This is a genomic window from Vibrio sp. TMPB1044, assembly GCF_030442075.1.
Lineage (GTDB): Bacteria > Pseudomonadota > Gammaproteobacteria > Enterobacterales > Vibrionaceae > Vibrio > Vibrio satsumensis.
Map to the genome: position 1 here is coordinate 154411 of NZ_JAUJED010000015.1, position 19640 is coordinate 174050.

General features: G+C 43.5%; 13 protein-coding genes. 8 read left to right on the forward strand and 5 right to left on the reverse strand.

From position 1 onward, the window contains the following. Positions 1 to 50 precede the first annotated feature (50 nt). A complete protein-coding gene (locus tag QQ041_RS10110; RefSeq protein ID WP_338417692.1) occupies positions 51 to 761 on the reverse strand; it encodes an FRG domain-containing protein in 711 nt (236 codons plus the stop codon). 568 nt (positions 762 to 1329) lie between these two features. On the opposite strand from QQ041_RS10110, the gene QQ041_RS10115 reads away from it, so the two are divergent. From QQ041_RS10115 to QQ041_RS10130, 4 genes are all read left to right on the forward strand, one after another. Beyond that, a complete protein-coding gene (locus tag QQ041_RS10115; protein ID WP_285953802.1) occupies positions 1330 to 2037 on the forward strand; it encodes an ABC transporter ATP-binding protein in 708 nt (235 codons plus the stop codon). Positions 2038 to 2041: 4 nt separating this feature from the next. Further along, entirely contained in the window at positions 2042 to 4576 is a 2535-nt protein-coding gene (locus QQ041_RS10120; protein WP_285953932.1) for an ABC transporter permease, read from the forward strand. Next, a complete protein-coding gene (locus QQ041_RS10125) occupies positions 4576 to 5709 on the forward strand; it encodes a lipocalin-like domain-containing protein (protein WP_285953803.1) in 1134 nt (377 codons plus the stop codon). Before QQ041_RS10120 ends, QQ041_RS10125 begins: the two co-directional genes overlap by 1 nt. Positions 5710 to 6166: 457 nt before the next feature. Next, complete coding sequence (locus tag QQ041_RS10130; protein ID WP_146490970.1) at positions 6167 to 7096, forward strand: LysR family transcriptional regulator; 930 nt, start codon at positions 6167 to 6169, stop codon at positions 7094 to 7096. Between the two features lie 62 nt (positions 7097 to 7158). Here the strand turns inward: QQ041_RS10130 and QQ041_RS10135 are convergent, their stop codons facing one another. Next, positions 7159 to 8223, reverse strand: coding sequence for an alpha/beta hydrolase (locus QQ041_RS10135; protein WP_285953804.1), 1065 nt, complete (start codon positions 8221 to 8223; stop codon positions 7159 to 7161). 265 nt (positions 8224 to 8488) lie between these two features. On the opposite strand from QQ041_RS10135, the gene QQ041_RS10140 reads away from it, so the two are divergent. From QQ041_RS10140 to QQ041_RS10155, 4 genes are all read left to right on the forward strand, one after another. Then, the gene (locus QQ041_RS10140; RefSeq protein ID WP_285953805.1) at positions 8489 to 9580 is read left to right on the forward strand and encodes a calcium:proton antiporter; all 1092 of its coding nucleotides are present in this window, start codon (positions 8489 to 8491) and stop codon (positions 9578 to 9580) included. A gap of 67 nt (positions 9581 to 9647) precedes the next feature. Continuing rightward, on the forward strand, positions 9648 to 10298 hold the full coding sequence (locus tag QQ041_RS10145; RefSeq protein ID WP_285953806.1) for a DedA family protein: 651 nt from the start codon (positions 9648 to 9650) through the stop codon (positions 10296 to 10298). An 8-nt stretch (positions 10299 to 10306) separates the two neighbouring features. Then, positions 10307 to 11698 carry a magnesium transporter gene (locus QQ041_RS10150; RefSeq protein WP_285953807.1) on the forward strand — a complete coding sequence of 464 codons (1392 nt, stop codon included), beginning with the start codon at positions 10307 to 10309 and terminating at the stop codon, positions 11696 to 11698. Between the two features lie 111 nt (positions 11699 to 11809). Next, complete coding sequence (locus tag QQ041_RS10155; protein ID WP_146490974.1) at positions 11810 to 12460, forward strand: MarC family NAAT transporter; 651 nt, start codon at positions 11810 to 11812, stop codon at positions 12458 to 12460. A 507-nt stretch (positions 12461 to 12967) separates the two neighbouring features. Here the strand turns inward: QQ041_RS10155 and QQ041_RS10160 are convergent. The 3 genes from QQ041_RS10160 to QQ041_RS10170 all read right to left on the reverse strand — a co-directional run bounded on the left by QQ041_RS10160 (position 12968) and on the right by QQ041_RS10170 (position 19029). Then, positions 12968 to 16021, reverse strand: coding sequence for an efflux RND transporter permease subunit (locus QQ041_RS10160; protein ID WP_285953808.1), 3054 nt, complete (start codon positions 16019 to 16021; stop codon positions 12968 to 12970). Next, the gene (locus QQ041_RS10165; protein WP_285953809.1) at positions 16021 to 17112 is read right to left on the reverse strand and encodes an efflux RND transporter periplasmic adaptor subunit; all 1092 of its coding nucleotides are present in this window, start codon (positions 17110 to 17112) and stop codon (positions 16021 to 16023) included. Before QQ041_RS10165 ends, QQ041_RS10160 begins: the two co-directional genes overlap by 1 nt. Positions 17113 to 17229: 117 nt before the next feature. Beyond that, positions 17230 to 19029: a mechanosensitive ion channel family protein gene (locus QQ041_RS10170; protein ID WP_285953810.1), complete on the reverse strand. Its 1800-nt coding sequence runs from the start codon at positions 19027 to 19029 to the stop codon at positions 17230 to 17232. Positions 19030 to 19640: the final 611 nt, after the last annotated feature.

A 19640-nucleotide genomic window follows, 5' to 3' on the forward strand; every position in this document is an offset into this window, starting at 1 on the left:
GAACTCCAAACCAAAACCGCCGAGTGTAAAGTGTCACCTTGATGCCTTTGTTAAGCAGCAGGTACACCAAGTACTTGTTCCTTTACTCTTTTCGCAACTTCATCGATATTAGGGTAGATTTTGCTATGGCAGAACCCTTTACTTTCCAGTTCATCAAGAATAGAAGATGCAGAAAAAGGATTGATTCTCATACAGTCCAACCTTTCAAAAAGGTGTTTATTTTTATTCAACGGAATAAAACCATTTTTGCTATCCCCTAAATGCTTCATTAAAGCAAAACTACCTTTTTGAGCCCTAACACGAGGTATCTTGAATGATGTATCAAAAAGCTTTGTTCTCGTACCAAGAAAAGGAAGATGTTTACTAAGATCATCAATGTAATCCTTAGCTAGCGGTCTCAGCATCCATACTTCAGGTTGAGAATCAGGCTCTTCTCTTATTTTTTCAAGTGCAAACCATAATGCCGTATACGCATTAGTCGTCAGATCTAATAAACGAGTAGGCAATCCATGGTGCTGAGCGACTACAAGCCAATCCCAGTCATTTTCAGGAATAATATGAAGGCAGCTTTTAGATTGCTCTTTAAACTTATCTAATAACTCTTTTTCTTGTTCCAGTAATCGACCTCTATCAGTTCCGCGACAAATACTAGGTAATAGCGGCCAATCCATTCTTTGTCCTCGATACAACACATGATTTGTTGATGACTTTAACTTTTGAATCTGTAGGTCGAACTCAGATAAACTGTTTATATATTCCACTTACATAACCTCAATTATGCTGCTTAGCTTTATAGACGGACTTTTCCGTCTATGTTGCTGCCATTTATTATGAAACTCAACTGGTATCAACCTGTTATGTGAATAGGCATATAGTTGTGGGGGCGAATTACGGAACAATTCCGTATAAGAGATCAAAGTACGGATTAGATTAACTTGGTCTCTTGGTGTACTGGTCAGGTGTTCCGTTTGCAGGTTCTGAGAAGGTTTGGGGCATAAACAAGCTAGAGAAACAGCACCAACCCACTTCGCTTTCATAAATAAAACGTTTAATAAGTTGAGCTACGATTTATTGCACTTAAACGAGATCACGAACCATCTAACGATAAATCCAAAAGCCTCCATAGTGACTCTAAGCTCCCACCACCAACTGTATTCTCCCTCTCACTGATCTATTTCCCTCTTTTTGAAGTACAAGTTATTAATAATTCGATATAAATCGCTCTATTGTTTGAAATTGTTGTCTACAGTTTTATAGAGCTTGCCGTTTTGGTAATTGCCACAAGTAACGACACCTTTTGATGGTAATTTTTGGTTATAAGGAAAGGAAATGGAAAGCCCAATTGTCACACTCACACATGCCATCAAAAGCTTTGTTGATGGTAAAGATATCCATCACGTGTTGGACAATGTCGACTTCGCTTTGGCGACAAGGGCAAGCGTGGCTTTAACAGGGGCGAGTGGCAGTGGGAAGAGTACTTTACTCAACCTAATCGCGGGGTTTGAACCTCTATCTGGTGGCGAGTTGTGGCTCGATGGCGAGAACACATCAGCTTGGAAAGACATACAATGGAGCCGATTCCGCCATCAAAAATTGGGCGTTATCTTTCAACAGTTCAACTTATTGACCCCACTCAACGTAAAACAAAACATCGCCTTCCCTCTTCATTTAAATCAACAGAAGTGGAGCGACTGGTGCGACTATTTAGTTGATGCATTGGGTATCAGCGAGCTACTCGAAAGACATGTATCCGCACTCTCTGGCGGGCAGCAACAAAGAGTTGCGATTGCTCGCGCGCTAGCCCATAAACCGAAACTGCTGCTTGCCGATGAACCCACAGGCAACCTCGACCACAAAGCAGGCATTGAGGTAATGAAGCTACTGAGTGAAATCACTACACAAGGCAACACTGCCGTGCTTTTGGTTACGCACAGCCCCGAATGTGCCAGCTTTATGCAGACAAAATTGGTGTTAGATGATGGTTGTTTAAAGAACGTCGATCGACCCCAAACCAAAGAGCAGCAACTTTGTGAGTAACCCAATGAAGCAAACTGGCTTCGCACAGAACCAGCTCACCCATACTAAACTGACGTTGAATCTATTCGCGGCGCACTATCGTCAATCACCACTGCAAGCCGCGGCGATTCTGATCGGCATTGTGCTAGCGGTCACCTTGTTTGTCGCCGTGCAAGCCATCAACCTCAATGCCAAGCGCAGTTATGCAGAATCGACCGAGCAACTTAGCGCCCAAGCAAAGAACCTTATCATTCCACCAGCAGGGCAAAACTATTTGCCGGAATCGCTCTACTTCAGCTTAAGACAAAGTGGATTAAGCGCTACGCTGCCTGTGATTGAAGGGCGAGTAAGAGACGAACAAGGTCAACGTTGGTCTGTTCAAGGCAGTGAGTTGATCGCTGCCCTCACTTCAAGAAATCGCCACGCTCGCGTCGACGAGAAAAGCAATACTCAAACCAAAGAGCCAAACATTTCCCTGTTCGACAATGTCTTACCTTTGCCGCAACTCTTAGCGGGTGAACCCATTGTGATGATGAGCCAGTCACAGCACCAGAACTTGGGAGAAGTAGACACACTCACTTTGGATGAAGTACTCACCCAAGTGGTAGTGCTGCCCGATGAATGGCAACTGGGCAGCAGAATGTTGATGGATATTGGATTCGCTCAGCAACTGCTTAACAAGCAAGGACAACTGAGCTATATCGCTATTTTTGACACTAAGAGCGACACTAACAGCAATACTCATGATAAATGGCAAAGCCTTATTGGCAAGCAAGGGCAATGGATTTCCAACAACCAAAGCACGGATCTCGGTTCAATTACCGATAGCTTTCACCTCAACCTCACCGCCATGAGTTTGTTGGCGTTTTTGGTTGGCCTGTTCATCGCTTACAATGGCGTGAAGTACAGTTTGCTGAAACGTAATCGGCTGTTGGTGCAAATTCAACAAGCCGGCATTGCGCCAAGCATCGTATTTTCAGCTCTGTTAGTCGAGCTGACTCTCTTAGTCACAATGGGCGCGTCGCTTGGTTTCATTCTCGGCATTCAACTCAGCCATTGGCTACATCCCACCGTCGCGATAACGCTTGAGCAACTTTATGGTGCAACACTGCTTCCCGGCACATGGCAGTGGCAATGGTTAGTGCAGGCACTGCTACTCACGCTGGCCGCAACGCTTGTCGCGTGTTGGCAGCACTTTAAACAGCGAGTGCGACAACCCCTCTCTTCCCATGGCGGTTTCTATCAAGCGCCGGAAGCGTCTAACGAAAATCAGCTGTTTGTTATAGGGTCAGTATTAACCATTGTCGCGTTAGCAGGGTTATGGCTGAGCGAGCATCATCGCTTCACCATGGCTTGGCTAGGTGTGTTAGTGGTGTCGATTCCTTTGTACCTGCCCAAAACACTCAGCGTGCTAGCGAACTGGAGCGAAAAACGTACCCAATCGGGGTTAATACAATATCTGTTCGCTGAGCTGCGTGAACTTATCTCCCCTCTGTCCCTTGCCATGATGGCGTTGCTTCTCGCCGTCACCGCCAACATCGGAATGAATACCTTAGTCGGCAGCTTTGAATCCACGTTAAAGCAATGGCTTGAACAGCGCTTACATGCCGATATTTACGTTAGTCCTGCCCAAGGTGAAATTGCAAATGTCGAACGTGCGTTAGAGCAGTTTGAGAACGTTGAAACCGTCTACAAGCAATACTACGTCGATGATAACTTGCAGGGCTTACCGACTTTGCTCGGCACCAAAGACAAAGACACACTTGAGCAAACCATGGTGTTCCAATCCTACCTTAATGACTTCTGGACGCGCTTTTACCAAGGTGAATTAGTGGCAATCAGCGAGCCTACGGCAGTGAAGCTCGGTTTGTCCCTTGGAAGCCGACTCAAGCTCGACGCGATCCAAGACAAAACACTCATCGTCGGGGCGATTTTCCACGATTACGGCTCACCGAATGGTGAAGTGTTACTTGCTCCTGATTTGTGGCTCGAAAGCGGATTTACTGACTTACCCACCAGCTTGGGAATCAAAGTATCTGGCGACCCACAAGTGGTGTACGAACAGCTACGCCAACAACTCAATTTACACCCTAGCCAGCTTTACGATCAAGCGCAGATCAAATCGATCGCGTTAGATATCTTCTCACAAACCTTTGCCATTACTCGAGCGCTTAATAGCGTCACTTTAATGGTGGCGGTGATAGGGTTGTTCTGTGCCTGTTTCATGTTGCTCGATGCACGCAAAGCCGCTATTGCAAGGTTGTATGCGCTCGGTGTTAGTCAGAAAAAATTGATGGCGATGGTGGTCGGGCAAATCGTTGTTCTGGTCACCTTCACTCTGATTATCGCCTTACCACTCGGCGCTATGGTCGGTTATGTGTTAACGGACATCGTTACCCTGCGCGCCTTTGGTTGGAGCTTAAATTATGTATGGAATTGGAGTGACGCAGTCAGCATCGCAACTATCACCATTTTAGTGGCTGTGATTGCGACCTTGATTCCACTGTGGCGTTTGGTCAGTAAACCCGTGGTATCCAGTTTGCAGAGTGAGGTGTTGTGATGAATCGATCAATGAGAGTTTTCGTTCTCACACTTGGCATCTTGCTCCTTTTAGGGTGTGAGGAGTCCACTCAACCATCAGCTCAAAATATGGGTTCGATACTTGGCGCAGAAACACAAACCGACGATAAAACACAAAAAGAGGCTGAGCAATTCACGCCGGTAGTAAAAGGTATCGACATCACCTTCCCTGCCGACCATCAAGCACACCCAGATTTTCGTCATGAATGGTGGTATTTAACCGCAAACTTAATTGATGAAGACGGCAATGCGTTAGGCCTGCAGTGGACACAGTTCCGCTTCGCGGCTGCACCACAGGAAAGTGGCAATGGCACTAAGGAAACTACGTGGCAAAGTCAGCAAATCTACATGGCACACAGCGCCGTCACCACCAAAGACAAACACTACGCCGATGAGAAGTGGTCACGCGACCAAGCAGAACTGGCAGGTGTAAGCGCCTCACCATTTCGGGTCTATCTCGATGACTGGCAATGGACATCGTCAAGCGATGATCTGTTCCCCGCAACCTTGAACGCTAATTCCGGTCAGTTTGGCTACTCGCTTAAGTTAACCAACAACGCCCCTTATCAAAAGCAAGGCGAACAAGGCTACAGCACCAAAAGTAGCGATGGCAAAGTAGCTTCCTATTACTACAGCCAACCATTCATTAATGTATCGGGCGAAGTAATCATCGATGGAGTCACGCATCAAGTTTCTGGCAAAGGTTGGATAGACAGAGAATGGAGCTCGCAGTTTTTACTCGACTCGCAACAAGGCTGGGATTGGTTTGCGCTAAGGCTAGGTGATGAAACCAGTTTGGTGGTGTTTCAACTTCGAAACTCAACAACAGGTGAAGCCAGTTATGCTCACGCAAGATTGATGCAGCAAGATGGTTCTGGCATCGCGATTTCACAGCAAGACATCACCCTAATCGCCACCAAACAGACTGAAATCGATGGGCGTGACTACCCAACAGAGTGGCAAATTTCGATTCCAACTCAACAAATCGAACTGACCGTCTCAGCACTCAATCCAAATGCCAAAATGCCACTGTCAGTTCCCTATTGGGAAGGGCCTATCTCAATTGAAGGAACACACTCCGGTTCTGGTTATATGGAGCTTACGGGGTATTAATTGAAAAATACTACCTAACACATATTGAGTCATTAAGAGAGCGAGGGCTGAATTGAACTACCACCACTGAAGACTTAAATAGATTCTAGTAAAACCATTGGCACAATAAACTGTCCCAACACGTTCAGAGCTAATCATTTGGGCTCATTAACAATAAGATTAAATGCAGGAACAGCAATATACGGACTTTGCAAATGGCTGGGTGACTCTCCAATATCACCTATCGCAACCTAGATACTATCAATTACACAATATCAAGGTCGTTCCGATAATCCTATTAGGGTACAAATATGTTCCAAACCTCAAGTAACGGTGACATATGCAACTTTCTGTAAACCATACTTATATTTATGTTTAAGTCGGTTTGACACAGACTGACACACCTGCGGAAAAAATGAGTTTGCGTCATCCGCGTTCAACACTACAATGGAAGACTCTCAATAGTTAAGGGCTAACGATGAAAGAACTTCGCGATTTAGATTTAAACCTACTGAAACTATTGCAAGCGGTTGTAGAAACACGAAACACACATCAGGCCGCAGACAAGTTGGGGATATCACAAACTAGCGTCAGTCGTGGTCTAGCTAAGCTGAGAGAAACGTTTGGTGATCGACTGTTTATTCGTAAAGCTCATGGTGTCGAGCCTTCTGAGCTAGCTGAGAAACTTGCAGAAGCCGCCGATGAAATGTTCACACCTCTACTAAAAGTCGTCGAGTCTTATCAAAATTTCGACCCTCTGCAATTTAAAGGTGAAGTGTCGATCGCAATGAACATCTTCATGCTTGAGCAATGGGGAGATGGTATTTTTAGTGCTCTAAGAGAAGCACTACCTGCTGCCAGTTTTAAATTAGTTTATTGGCAAGAACAAAGCTTAAATGAAATGCTTAATGGCCAAATAGATTACTTGCTCCTTTTTTCTCAGTTCCAATTGCCACAAGAGATTTATCAGCACCGTTTAAAAGAAATAAAACTCAGCCTCATTGCTCGTAAAGATCACCCAGTACTTAGTAAGAGTACCGCCCTAGAAGACATCCATCACCTTCCTATCACTCGGATACTCGCTGATGGGATTAACTCAAAACGCGCCCCGGTTGAAGACTTTTATTTAGCAAGAGGGTATAAAGCAAATATCGTTTTAACGACTCACAGTATTCGAGTTTTACTCAATAAATTAAAACATTCTGACGCCTTGTCTTTTGGTAGTACGTTAGTGACTGAGAATGAGCCCGAACTAAGTTGCTACCCTCTTCCGACGGTTCCAAAAGAGATGAGATCAATCCAAATCAATGGTGGTTACCTGCAATCTAAACGTGGTTTTCCACTAAACCAACTGCTGCACCAAACGATGCAAAACTTTTTCGACAAGGTAGTGCAACCTGAGAAATAACCCTTTAATTAGGACAACTTAATCTAGGTTGCTATTATCAATCTATCTCCAAAATTATTATATTAATTGATGTGCTTATTAAAAAATAAACCAATCTCTTTAAGCGCATCTTCCGATTCAGGCATGTCCGCAACAAGTCCATTCATATAGTCACCATGAGACTGACCATCATAAACATGAAGCTCAGTCTCAACATCAGCGCTGCGCAGTAATCGGTGCATTCGAACCGTGTCACTCAGTAATAAATCACGAGTTCCTGAAATAAAAACAGTGGGTGGAAAAGAATCTATATTTGCGTAAATAGGTGAAATTAGCGGGTTATCCAACGCCTCACCATCAGCATATAAATCAAATGTCGCTTGAATTAATCCTTCACGCTGACCTAATGAATCAAGTCCCTTTAATGTATGCCAAGTATCTGATGTTTCTTTAAGATCAACCGCGGGTGTACCAACAAAAAGAGCTCCCGGAGCAGGCAAATTCATCTCTTGTATTTTCAGTGTCGTTGCTAACGTTAAATTGCCGCCCGCAGATGTGCCAAAAATTGCACTCGACTCTGCTGTTTGGGTTTTCATTAACTCTTTCCAAACGGCAACGGCATCATCAATTGCAGCTGGAAATGGGTGTAATGGCGGTTGACGATAATCAACTGAAATCACTTTTGCACCAAGACCGTCAGCGACCCAGATAGCTTCTCGTAACGCAGATTCGCCACCACCAAATACAAATGCACCACCATGAATGTGTACTAACCACTTGTCTTTATATTCAGATGAGATCACTTTTGGTGTCACAAAAAAAGTGTCTACTCCTGCAAATTGTTTTGCTTCATACGTTACTTCAAAACGTTCCGCTACCGATTTAGCGAGTTCAACTCCGTGCGCATCAAACATGGACTGAAATTCAAGCCACGCCTCTGTACTTTCAGGGACAGGAATCTCTGGAATGCTGCCTCTACCTTCGATCATTTCAGCAAGCGTTGTCGATATCCCCACAGGCGTTGGAATTGTGCGCTCAGCCAAGTTGATATCAGCGATTGCCGTAGTACTTGAAAGACTAAGTACAAGCGCAGAGACAAGAGTAGTAGGCATTAAATTAGTCGGTATAAATTTGTGTAATGTTCTCATTGTGACTCCAAAGGCGACTTATGAACTGTGGTTTGCAGTTTATTTACGCCATTATTGAATTCAATGAACTTAAAATCGACGAATTAGAGAAATTCAGAATTGGGGCAACAATTGAAGCATTTATGAATTTCTCTAATTCATATTCAACCTCTCCCCACAACCATAGACTATGAGCAAATCACTACCTTATGGAGGATGTAGTGAACATTCGCGAATCAACAACGTTACTAGGACCTTACGATGTTGATATCAACGAGAAGCTCAAATGTATAAGATTTTAAAACAAGAGAAAACGCTGCTCCTCGGTATTTTGACTGTTATATTTTTCAAGACTTTAGGCGAAAACATACTGACCTCAAGTCTCTCAACCCTCTCTTATGTCATCACTACCTCTGTACTCTTTTATGTCGCCATGACCGCCATTTTCGCGGTGGTTCGCCACTCAGATTCCTTAGCAATCAAGTTGGGAGACCCGTTTGGCACACTCATTCTTACACTGTCAGTCATCTCATTAGAAGTGATCATGATCTCCTCTGTCATGTTGACCGGAGATCCGAACCCCGTTCTTGCCCGAGATACGATGTTCGCAGTGATCATGGCGGTATTGAATGGTTTTGTCGGTATTACTTTATTAGTCGGTGGGATGAAGTATCACACTCAGTCGTATAATTTGGATGGTATTAAGGCGTATTTGGTTGCCATTATCCCTCTCGCAATGCTTTGTCTGATCTTGCCAAATTTTACCAGCAGCAGTGATAACGGAAACATGTCATTCAGCTTGATGGGCACACTGGTTCTCGCATCCATTGCGTTATATGGCGTATTCCTGTTCGTACAAACACGTAGCCATACTCACTTCTTCATTGATGCCGACAATAAAAGTGAACACGACCACCACGGTCCTGTAAGCAGCAATCTATTTCACACTGTCATGCTCATTAGCTACTTGCTCATCGTGATACTTCTAGCAAAAGGGCTAGCTATTCCAATTAACGACAGCATTAGCGTTATGGGCGCTCCAGCAGCCCTTGGTGGCCTTATCGTTGCCCTTATTATTCTTGCTCCAGAAGCCGTTGGTGCCGTGAAAGCCGCTCTCACAAACCAACTGCAGCGTGCTATCAACCTATTTTTTGGTTCGGTATTAGCAACGATTGCACTGACCGTACCGGCCGTTTTACTCATCTCTGGCGTAATGGACCAGCCCTTGAAGTTAGGCCTAGAACCCGCAGAAATGGTGTTGCTGGCCGCGACGCTTCTCATGACCAGCGTTAGCTTTAGCAGCGGTAGAACCAACTCGCTGAATGGTGCGACCCACCTTATTCTCTTCTTCGCTTATTTGATTTTGATGTTCGACTAACACCACGCACAACAGCCAGATCATTCGATCTGGTTGTCACGTCGTTTTATACCATTAAGGAAAAAGTATGAATGAGATATTAGCCGCCATTTGGGTGCAAGATTTTGACACGCTACTTGAGATCAACTCACTCCATATCTTGCTGCTACTGCTCGCTGTTGTGTTATTTCTAGAATCGAGTTTTGTGTTTTTGCCTCTCCCCGGAGACGGACTGGTATTGTTTGTAGGAGGACTGGTGGGATTAGGTGCTTTGGACTTTTATACCGCCCTGACTGCTCTCAGCGTATCGGCTTGTTTAGGCACGATTGTCGGTTATCTGCAAGGACGCTGGTTAGAAGGTTCACGCTTAATGAACAAAATTGAAGTCGTGCTGCCTGACGATTCATTACCTAGAGCAAGGCGCCTTCTCAATAAATTCGGGTTCCTATCGTTGTTCGTATCTCGCTTTATCCCATTCGTTCGTGTTTTAACCCCAATGCTTATGGGTATTGCACGTCTCAGCTTTATCCGCACAGTCATGATCAGCATGACCAGCTCTATCGTGTGGGTGTTAACGCTGCTTTATGCTGGAAAATACATTATGCGTCACCCATTTTTAGCCCAACACCAAGAGCTCATCACCAAATGGTTTCTCTTCACTAGCTTAACGCTGATGGCCATTGCTTTTATCACGCTGTTTGTCCGAATTATCCGCAAACGTAATCACATTGCAGTGTAGCCCATTATATGACCTTAATAACCATTCCATTACCTAACACTGACGCCGAACTGCTGTACTCCGAGTTAATTTCAGCAATGAAGTCCGGAACTAGTGAGAGCATTATCAAACATATAGAAAGTGCTAACCTACCCGATTTTCCATTCGTGATTAGAAAATTCACCAACGCACAGTGTGAACAGTTTTGGGTGTTGCTTTGTACTCAAAAACCTAATCTAGCTGCTGATTTTCTGGATTTCCTAACAGAGCCAGAACGTGCACTTTTATTTTCCACCCTTCCTATCGACAGCGCAAAAGACATACTTTTGCATATGCGTTCAGACGTTCGCCGTTCTCTATTACGTAGCTTACCTAAACCACTTCACAAAGCCCTTGAATCCTCCCTGCCCGAAACTTGGGAAAACGAAGAAAAAGCCGCAATGTCTTTTCCTAATGGCTCCGTGGGACGTATTTGCAAGAATGAGATCATTAAATTGGAAAGCTGGGCAACCATTTCAGACTTAGAGAACGTCTTACGTGAAGGTGAGCAAAGCTCTGAACGAATTGAGTGGCGCTACATTTATTTACACGACAAACACGGTAACTACTTAGGAGCGGTGAAAACTAGAGAACTGTTTCTCGCTCAATCTTGGGATAGATTGCTCGATCATATTGATACAAGTGTCCCCACCGTACCTGCAGATTTTGATCTCCAATCATTAAAAAGTGTGCTCGACTCTACCTCACACTCTACCGTTCCTGTCATCGACGAATACGGCTTTCAAATTGGCATTGTTGGTCACACCCAATTAAACCAGGCGTTATATGAAAAATCCGAACAACAACAACGTGAGAGCAGCGGTATATTTGGCGGCGACGAGTTTCGTACCATGCCACTACTCAAGCGTAATATCCGACGCCTCACATTTTTGCTGCCATCGGTCATCTTGAGCTATGCCGCGGTATCGATCATCGCTTCCTTTGAACATATTATCGAACAAGTTGCCGTATTAGCCGCAATTTTACCTTTAGTGGCTAACTTATCCGGTGCCGCGGGTAACCAATCTGTTGCCGTTTCTATTCGAGAATTATCAACAAAGCATATTTCCGCTAGAGACTGGTTATTTGTTGTCGCCAAAGAGTTCCCGATTGGTGCTATCAATGGTCTTGCTATTGGTCTGGTTATTGCTCTACTCATGTTGATTACCCATGGTCAGCAAAGTCATTTATTACCAGTACTTGTTGCGGCGGCCTACACGATATCGTCCACTTTCGCAGTCATGATCGGTGGCGCGTTACCTCTGCTTCTCAAACGCGTAAACCTCGACCCGGCCATGTTATCTAGCCCACTGCTCACCACATTAACCGATGCGATTTCATTCTTTAGTGTTCTGTACCTTGCTCAGTTAATGCTTCTTTAATTTAGTTAGTCAGCCATTTAGTCATTAATTTGATTCGAGATTAAACCGACACCTAATAATTTAACCATCACCCAATGACACAAAAAACCACCCATATTTAAAGGAAACCGTATGCACCTAGAAACGTTATTCACCTATTTAACTCTCACCGTTCTCGGCTTGTTGCCAATGATGAACCCACCAGCCGCTGCAACCGTTCTTCTTGGTTTAAGTAAGGGCCGAGACAAGAGTTATATCGTTTCACAAGCGAAAACCGTTGGGCTTTACCTATTCATCGCCATGTGCATTACTTTTTTCATTGGTGCTTCTGTTTTAGAGTTGTTTAGTATTTCAATTCCGAGCTTACGCTTGGGTGGCGGAATTATCATTTGTGCGATTGGTTTCAACATGCTGTTTCCAAAACCAGAAAGTATGGATGGCAGTGTCGGACAAGATTCTATTGCTTTAGTGCCCCTTACTATTCCATCACTGTGCGGTCCCGGAACAATGGCACTGATCATTAGCCTTGCCGCTGAAATTGCTTCTAGTGAAGAAGAGTTAGAAAAAATAAGTATTTATACAGGAGTGATTGGTGGTTTTGGTGTCGTGAGCTTAGTCGCCGCTTTTATTCTGAGTATGGCTTACCCGTTACTTAAAGCTTTGGGTCAAAATGGTATTAACGCGTTTACCCGAATAATGGGTTTTCTGCTTATCTGTATGGGTGTGCAGTTCTTTACTATCGGTATTACAGAAATCGTACAAGACATCGGCGCCTTGCTGTAATTTTTCGTATCAAAACCCCGCACTGTAAATTGCTTATTGTGTGGGTTTTTCTGTTTAAACAACGGCACCCAGTTTCCACTCCAACAGCCCACAATACTATCCCCCTCAAAATACCCACTCTAACTCTAATCGCTCGACTTGTTCTTCGTTCTTCGTTCTTCTATGTAAGTGTTCCACTGATCCAGTAAACATTGAACCAGTATATATTGACGGACCAGTAAACATTGGCACCTTTAACGAACATCTTCCCGAGTTTTCATCACAGAGATTCGATAGCAATGTATGAACGTTTTAAGGCGGTCACACTGGTGGTTTTCTAGCTAAATAGTACTGTTTATACATTGATAACAGCACGTATCTTTCATCAAACTTGAGTACTAAATCGTTCACTTCCTCCAGGCTAATACGAATAAAAAAGCTGATACCAACATTATTGGTATCAGCTTAATCCTACGTACTTCTGGACGTTCTTTCTTATCCTAATGAAAGGTATTGAACATGTAGATGTTAACGATAGCTTACTCGATACAGCAAGGCATAAATCACAGGCAATACCACTAATGTTAGTAGTGTAGCAAACCCAAGTCCGAATATGATGGTCACCGCCATCGACTGGAAGAAGGCATCAAATACCAGCGGGATCATACCTAGCATGGTAGTAATTGCCGCCATGCACACAGGTCGTACACGACTCACACTCGCATCCACAATCGCACGGTTAAGGTTTGAACCTTGGTCGGTTTCGATATTGATTTGCTCCACCAACACAATACCATTCTTCACAATCATGCCTGATAAGCTCAATAGTCCTAGCAATGCCGTGAACGAGAACGGAATATTCATTAATAGTAAGCCCGCAGTCACACCAATTAATGCTAATGGTACGGTTAACCAAATCGCCAAAGGCTGACGAATGGTGTTAAACAACAAGACCGTAATCAAGAACATAATCAGATAGCCCATTGGCAATGAACCCATTAGGTTGTTGGTCGCCTTTTGCTGACTTTCATATTCACCGCCCCACTCAAAATGATAGCCCTGAGGGAGTTCAATCGCTTCGATTTTAGGAGCAACCAAACGGCGCAAAGATTCAGCCGTATCATCACCAAATGGCGTCACATCGGCCATAACGGAAATCACGCGTTTAAAGTTACGACGAACAATTAGAGAGTCTTCCGTCGTCAAATTAAAGTCGGAAACAACCTGTGTTATTGGGATATAACGGCTTTGGTCTTGGCTCCACACTTGTAACTCAGGTAATCTATCGATATCAAAACGTTCTTCATCTGGCGCGCGCATCACAATCGGCATGATATGACTACCATCTCTGAACAAGCCAATCTGCTCACCATTTAAATTGCGTAACAAGGTTCTATCAAGATCACTTTTGGTTATCCCAACTCGCCTTGCTGCTGCACCATCGAGTTGCGGTTCAAGCACTTGAGTTTTCTCTCGCCATGAGTGACGAACTGCAGTTGCTTTTGGCTCATTACGCATGATCTCATTCGCTTGAGCAGCAAGTTGTCTCAACACCTGTGGGTCCGCACCATAAAAGCGCGCTTCGACTTTAGCGGCGGGGGCTGGACCTAAGTCCATTAACTTAAACTTGAAATCAATATCTGGATGTAAACTTTCAAGCCTTGCTTTCATCTGGGGTAACATCGTTTCGATCGCGGCTAAGTCTTTCGCTTCGACAATCAATTGCCCGTAACTGCTATATGATTTTTCAGGTGCATAAGTCAGAATAAATCGCTGAGCACCCGCACCTACGACGGTTGTAACATTATGAACATCATTAAAGCCGCTCACGGTACGTTCAATTTGCTTTAAGCGTCGTTCTGTTTCACGAACGTCTGTGCCTTGTTGCAGCCATACATCCACATAGAAAATTGGCGTATTCGATGGCGGGAAAAAAGCTTGTTTTACAGAGCCAAACCCGATCACAGCAGAAATAAGTAAGACCAGAGTGATGACCATAGTCGCGACACGGTTTTTTAGTGCGGTATTAAGAACCGTGCGATACAGGGTAAATATCAACCCTCGATAAGGATCGATATGCTCTGACTCACCTTTGGCTATTTCTTCTTTAAACATCAGTTCGCAGAAGAACGGCGTTAACGTGATAGCAAGCACCCAACTTAGTAATAAAGAAATCGCTAATACTTGGAATAAAGACCCTAAGAAATCCCCCGTAGCATCGGCAGACAAGCCAATCGGGGCAAATGCAATGATACCAATCAGTGTTGCACCAAGCAGGGGCCACTGGGTCTGTTTAACAACGGATTCAATGGCTTTACGTTTAGTCAATCCACGCTTCAGGCCGATTAAGACACCTTCAGTTATCACTATCGCATTATCAACCAGCATCCCGAGAGCAATGATCAACGCACCAAGTGAAATGATTTGAATCTCAACGCCTAGAAGACTCATTCCAATGAAGGTACCGAGGATAGTCAGTAATAAAATAGCCCCCATTAAAATGCCAGAACGCAAGCCCATCGTAAATAACAGCACGACAATAACAATCAATACCGCTTCGACTAGGCTCATCACAAAGTCAGATACCGATTTATCAACCGCATCGCCTTGGTCGTACACCTTGTTTAATTCAATCCCGATTGGGCGAGCAAAATCGAGTTCAGACAATTTATTACTGACACGTTCACTCACATCAACCACATTGACGCTGTTCGCAAACGAGATCCCAAGAGAAATGGCTTGTTCACCATTGCTACGATACAAGGTATAAGCTTTATCCTGAAACTGGCGGCTTACCTCTGCGATATCACCTAATTGGATCAGGTCATTGCTTCCCGGCGGGCTAAATTTAAATGACTTTAACGCTTCAATTTCATTAAACTCACCAGAAGAATGGATTCGGATCGATTGTCCATCAAGTAGCAAATCACCACCGTTAGACACCATATTCTGATTTTGAATCAAACGAGAAAGCCAAGCAGGATCAAGATTCAACGTATTAAGATCTTGCTGAGCAATTTCAATCACAATGTGTTCTGAGACTAGCCCGGCCAAGTTAACTTTCTTTACCCCTTTAATGGCAAGAAGCTCACGCTGAAGGTATTCACCGTAATTTTGTAGTTCGCGATAAGTGTATTCATTACTCGTAATGTTGTAGAGAATGCCATACACATCGCTAAAATCATCAATGACTTGCGATGGATTCACTCCCGGTGGCATTCTCGGCTGAATATCATTCACCTTACGACGTAATTCATCCCATACCTGAGGTTGTTGTTCTGCTTGTATGGTCTCTTTTAATATCACCGCAATCTGAGACAGCCCAGCACTGGTAAAAGATTCGACATCTTTGACATATTCGAGCTGAGAAATCGCACGCTCAAGCGGTAAGGTGACCTCCTCCTCAACTTGCATTGCAGAAGCACCAGGATACGTGGTGTTAACCATGGCTTGTGGAATAGGGAATGCTGGAAATTCCAATTGCCCTAAACCACGAAAAGAAAGCACACCGCCCACCAATAAAATGGCAACGACGAGCCAGCTTATGACTTTGTTTTTAATTGCGTAATTAGTTAGGTTCATTATAAACCTCGCTCACGAACGATGGGTGTAACTCTCATCCCCTCTGACAATTGACTGACACCAGCACTCACCACATAGCTATTCTGAGAGAGATCTCCAGAAACAATCGCACCACGCGCCGACACTCCTTGAATGGTGATATCTAACGAAGAAACTAGCCCGTTTTGAAATACCCAGACTTGAGGTTGACCAATCAGATCATTGTCTAAAATGGCGCTAGCAGGAACGACAAAACGTTGAGCACTTTGCTTATCGGCAATGATTTTATCGATATCAAGGTGTAGCGTTGCTCCCATACCTGGATACACCGTATGGTTATCTTTTGGCGCGACCAGAGTAAAGGTCACTTCATAGCTTTGTGTTCCTGCTGTTGCTTGCGTTTTATGCTGTTTATAAGTCACAGGGTAGGAAACCGACGACCCATTAAAGGTCGCTAAGGGCTGATAAGATGGGTCAATTCTCTTAGCATCCATCTGGCTAAGTACGCTCTCAGGTAACTGGATCGTGACATCTATCATTTCATGATCTTGTAAAAGGACGATACCTTGGTGAGCTTGCACTTGTTGATGGTTTTCAATGTGAGTTGTTGCAATTCGACCACTGTAAGGCGCAGTAATGACGGTATCTTTCAACCTGTCTTGTGCAAGCTGTAAAGCTCCCTGTGCAACTTGAAGACGAGCTTGAATGCCATCAAACTCCGCTTGAGCCAATAGGTTCTTTTTCATCATTTGGGTCGCTCGATCTAATTCCCTTTTGACTAAATCAAACTCCGATTTTTTCAATGCGACTTCAGTTTTAAAATCTCGCTGATCAAGCCGAGCAATGACTTCGCCTTTTGTCACTCTTTGCGATGGCTTTAAGTTAAATTCCACCACTTCACCACCCACCCTGAAGGCAAGTTCAACTTCCTTAGACGCAGAAACTTGGGCAGGGAAACGGCGTATATCTTGATGACCCACGGTTTGAACTTCAGTCAAACGAACAGGGCGAGGCGTATCACCTATCAGTGGTGAGTCTTCGGTCGAACACCCCGTCGACATAAGTAAAACAGAAAAAGAAAGAAGTATGCGTGAAGGACGAATACGAGGCATGGATATCTCCAAAGTAGCTTAAATATTTGACGCTACTTTGGAGTAAACTGAAGGCAAACACGATGAATTAGAGAAATTCAAATTAGCGGAAATCACCTTAAGGTAAAACTTTTAATTTTAACCATTTCCATTTGCGCGAACCGCTGAACTTTTGGCTGGGTACATAATGCTGTCTTTGATTCCATCTTTAAATTCATAGCTAAAGTCTGGGAATGGGTAGTTATTATTATCTAGCCACTGATTTACCGTTTCGGTCGCTTTCTCTTTGAGTTCATCATCAATAGGGTTAAGTGCCTGCGTCAGTTGGTATTGATTAGAGAATGCCAACTGGGCACCTACCGCTTCAACTTGCTGCATCACCGAAAACATCACATCTTCTTGCACAGCAAGAAACTCTTCATGATCTTTGCATATAATATAAGCGAGTATATCGATGTGTATCGCAAACTCACCAACACCCACAAACCTTGCTCTAACTGGCTCTTCATCGAGTCTAGGATGTTGTAATAACAGCCGCCTAATACCAACAACCAGAAGTTTGAGTTGGTCTTGAGTTAGCTCTGACCGCAACCTCAAGCGGTGGCTCATTCTACGCTTATCACGACGCTCTAGATTATCAATTTCCATGTTGGCAAACTCGGAATTAGGAATAGTAATTAATGAACGTTCTAGCGTTCTAATTCTCGTAGACCGTAACCCTATGCTCTCAATCGTCCCTAGATTGTCGCCATAACGACAAAGCTCGCCAATTTTAATTCCACCATCAGCATACAAAGTCAGTCCATTAATCACGTTTTCCAGTACAGGACGAATGGCGAGTGCTACCGCCAAACCACCAACGCCTAAACCCGTCACGATCGGGGAGATAGAGAAGCCCATAAAATCGACCACATAAATGCCCAAGATGGCAATCGTCAGGCCACCAAAAATACGCGCGAGTACCGTAATTAAAGAGGAGTCAACATACTTACCTTCGTGTTTATTAAATACATACAGCTCAGCAAAGTAATTGAAGATGGTCATGATCAACCACGCAACGAAGAAAAACTGGCCAATCAAAAAAGAGGTAGACAAAAACTGGTAGATACCTCCAGTGATCCATATTCCGTCATCAATCACTTTTCGGGTAATAAACAGGATAAAGACGACCCCAACCAAAGATAACTGGCGGCCAACTTGCCATTTCAGTCCATTTCGATACCAATGTAAGTTCCAACGTTCGCCAAGCGAGAAGCTTAACTTAATCATAAATCGACATAACAAAAAGACGCCCACTAAAGCGAACCACTGCCAAAGAGGAATCGATGCGTATAAGGTATTAAAGCTTTCTGGTAAAGATTTGATCAATGATATTGAAAATAGCGGGCCTGGGAGAATTAAAAACTCATGGTACAAATCAACGTCATGTTCACTTTTCTTCGTAGACGCTGAGATCAGGCGATACCATTTCGATAAGCTATTAATGGAAGTGGTCGTAAATAGATATTGGCCAACCTTCTCACCATTCGTCTGCCTAGCAATCAAAATGTCTGTATTAGCGAGACGCCATTGGTAACCAGTGTCACCCGCTGGTGATGCCATTTCTGAAGGGTGTAATTGAACGTCTTGCCCTAACCTATTTAGAATTTCGTGCAGCAAAATGATTCTTTCCATCACAACCACGGTTCGACTGCGATTGGGAAGGTTTGACAGATCCATGGTACGCGTTACTTGGGCATAAGCATGTTGGGCTTCAGGTAAATCGAGCTGCTCAAGCTGCCAATAATGGATCACGTGCTCAGAATACTTAATAAAACCAGACAGAGTGCTATTGGGCGTTGAGGTATCCACAAAACCGGGCTTGTCTTGCCCGTGAGCGAATGAACTAAACCAAACAATTTGGATTGAAAAGAAAAGTGTTAAAAGTCGAGCGACCATAATTGACCTTTGATTTAGTAAAGATACCCTCTCAGAGAGCATACGATTCTTACTATCAATATTATTAGTAAGAATAAAAAGTGGAATAACTCAAGAATGGTTCACTATCAGTTCGAACAATAATGAATTTCTCTAATTCATAGGATTTGTGAAGTAGTTATGCGATAAATAATCATCAATAATCGATGGAGATAAACCATGAAATACTTCCCACTTATTACCGTTATTCTTGGTTACTTAATTTTCATGTCATTTCTAACGTTACGAATATCATCATAAATATATTTTATCTTTAACTATCGCATAGCAAATTACATCACATCACTATGCGATTACATTTCCCTTTGCGATTAAATTTCCCTTTGCGATTAATTTTCTCTATAAAGATCACTTCCTTTAACCCACCCCTCCTATCAAAAAAAAAACCACACATAACAATTACATAAGAAGACAAACCAAAATAGATGTATTTGAAGGGAACTTTTCCATAAAGAACCAATGGTTGAGCAGTTATATTTACCATATATAATTATACCTATTATTTAACATTTTCATTAAACGTTATGCTTAGCTAGTAATCAATTGAACTATCATTTTTTAGTTACTGGTTA

What these genes read in the sequence shown, in the direction of transcription:
- QQ041_RS10115 (WP_285953802.1), top strand. Translation starts at nt 1,330, where the DNA reads ATGGAAAGCCCAATTGTCACACTCACACATGCCATCAAAAGCTTTGTT.
- QQ041_RS10120 (WP_285953932.1), top strand. Translation starts at nt 2,042, where the DNA reads ATGAAGCAAACTGGCTTCGCACAGAACCAGCTCACCCATACTAAACTG.
- QQ041_RS10125 (WP_285953803.1), top strand. Translation starts at nt 4,576, where the DNA reads ATGAATCGATCAATGAGAGTTTTCGTTCTCACACTTGGCATCTTGCTC.
- QQ041_RS10130 (WP_146490970.1), top strand. Translation starts at nt 6,167, where the DNA reads ATGAAAGAACTTCGCGATTTAGATTTAAACCTACTGAAACTATTGCAA.
- QQ041_RS10135 (WP_285953804.1), bottom strand. Translation starts at nt 8,223, where the DNA reads ATGAGAACATTACACAAATTTATACCGACTAATTTAATGCCTACTACT.
- QQ041_RS10140 (WP_285953805.1), top strand. Translation starts at nt 8,489, where the DNA reads ATGTATAAGATTTTAAAACAAGAGAAAACGCTGCTCCTCGGTATTTTG.
- QQ041_RS10145 (WP_285953806.1), top strand. Translation starts at nt 9,648, where the DNA reads ATGAATGAGATATTAGCCGCCATTTGGGTGCAAGATTTTGACACGCTA.
- QQ041_RS10150 (WP_285953807.1), top strand. Translation starts at nt 10,307, where the DNA reads ATGACCTTAATAACCATTCCATTACCTAACACTGACGCCGAACTGCTG.
- QQ041_RS10155 (WP_146490974.1), top strand. Translation starts at nt 11,810, where the DNA reads ATGCACCTAGAAACGTTATTCACCTATTTAACTCTCACCGTTCTCGGC.
- QQ041_RS10160 (WP_285953808.1), bottom strand. Translation starts at nt 16,021, where the DNA reads ATGAACCTAACTAATTACGCAATTAAAAACAAAGTCATAAGCTGGCTC.
- QQ041_RS10165 (WP_285953809.1), bottom strand. Translation starts at nt 17,112, where the DNA reads ATGCCTCGTATTCGTCCTTCACGCATACTTCTTTCTTTTTCTGTTTTA.
- QQ041_RS10170 (WP_285953810.1), bottom strand. Translation starts at nt 19,029, where the DNA reads ATGGTCGCTCGACTTTTAACACTTTTCTTTTCAATCCAAATTGTTTGG.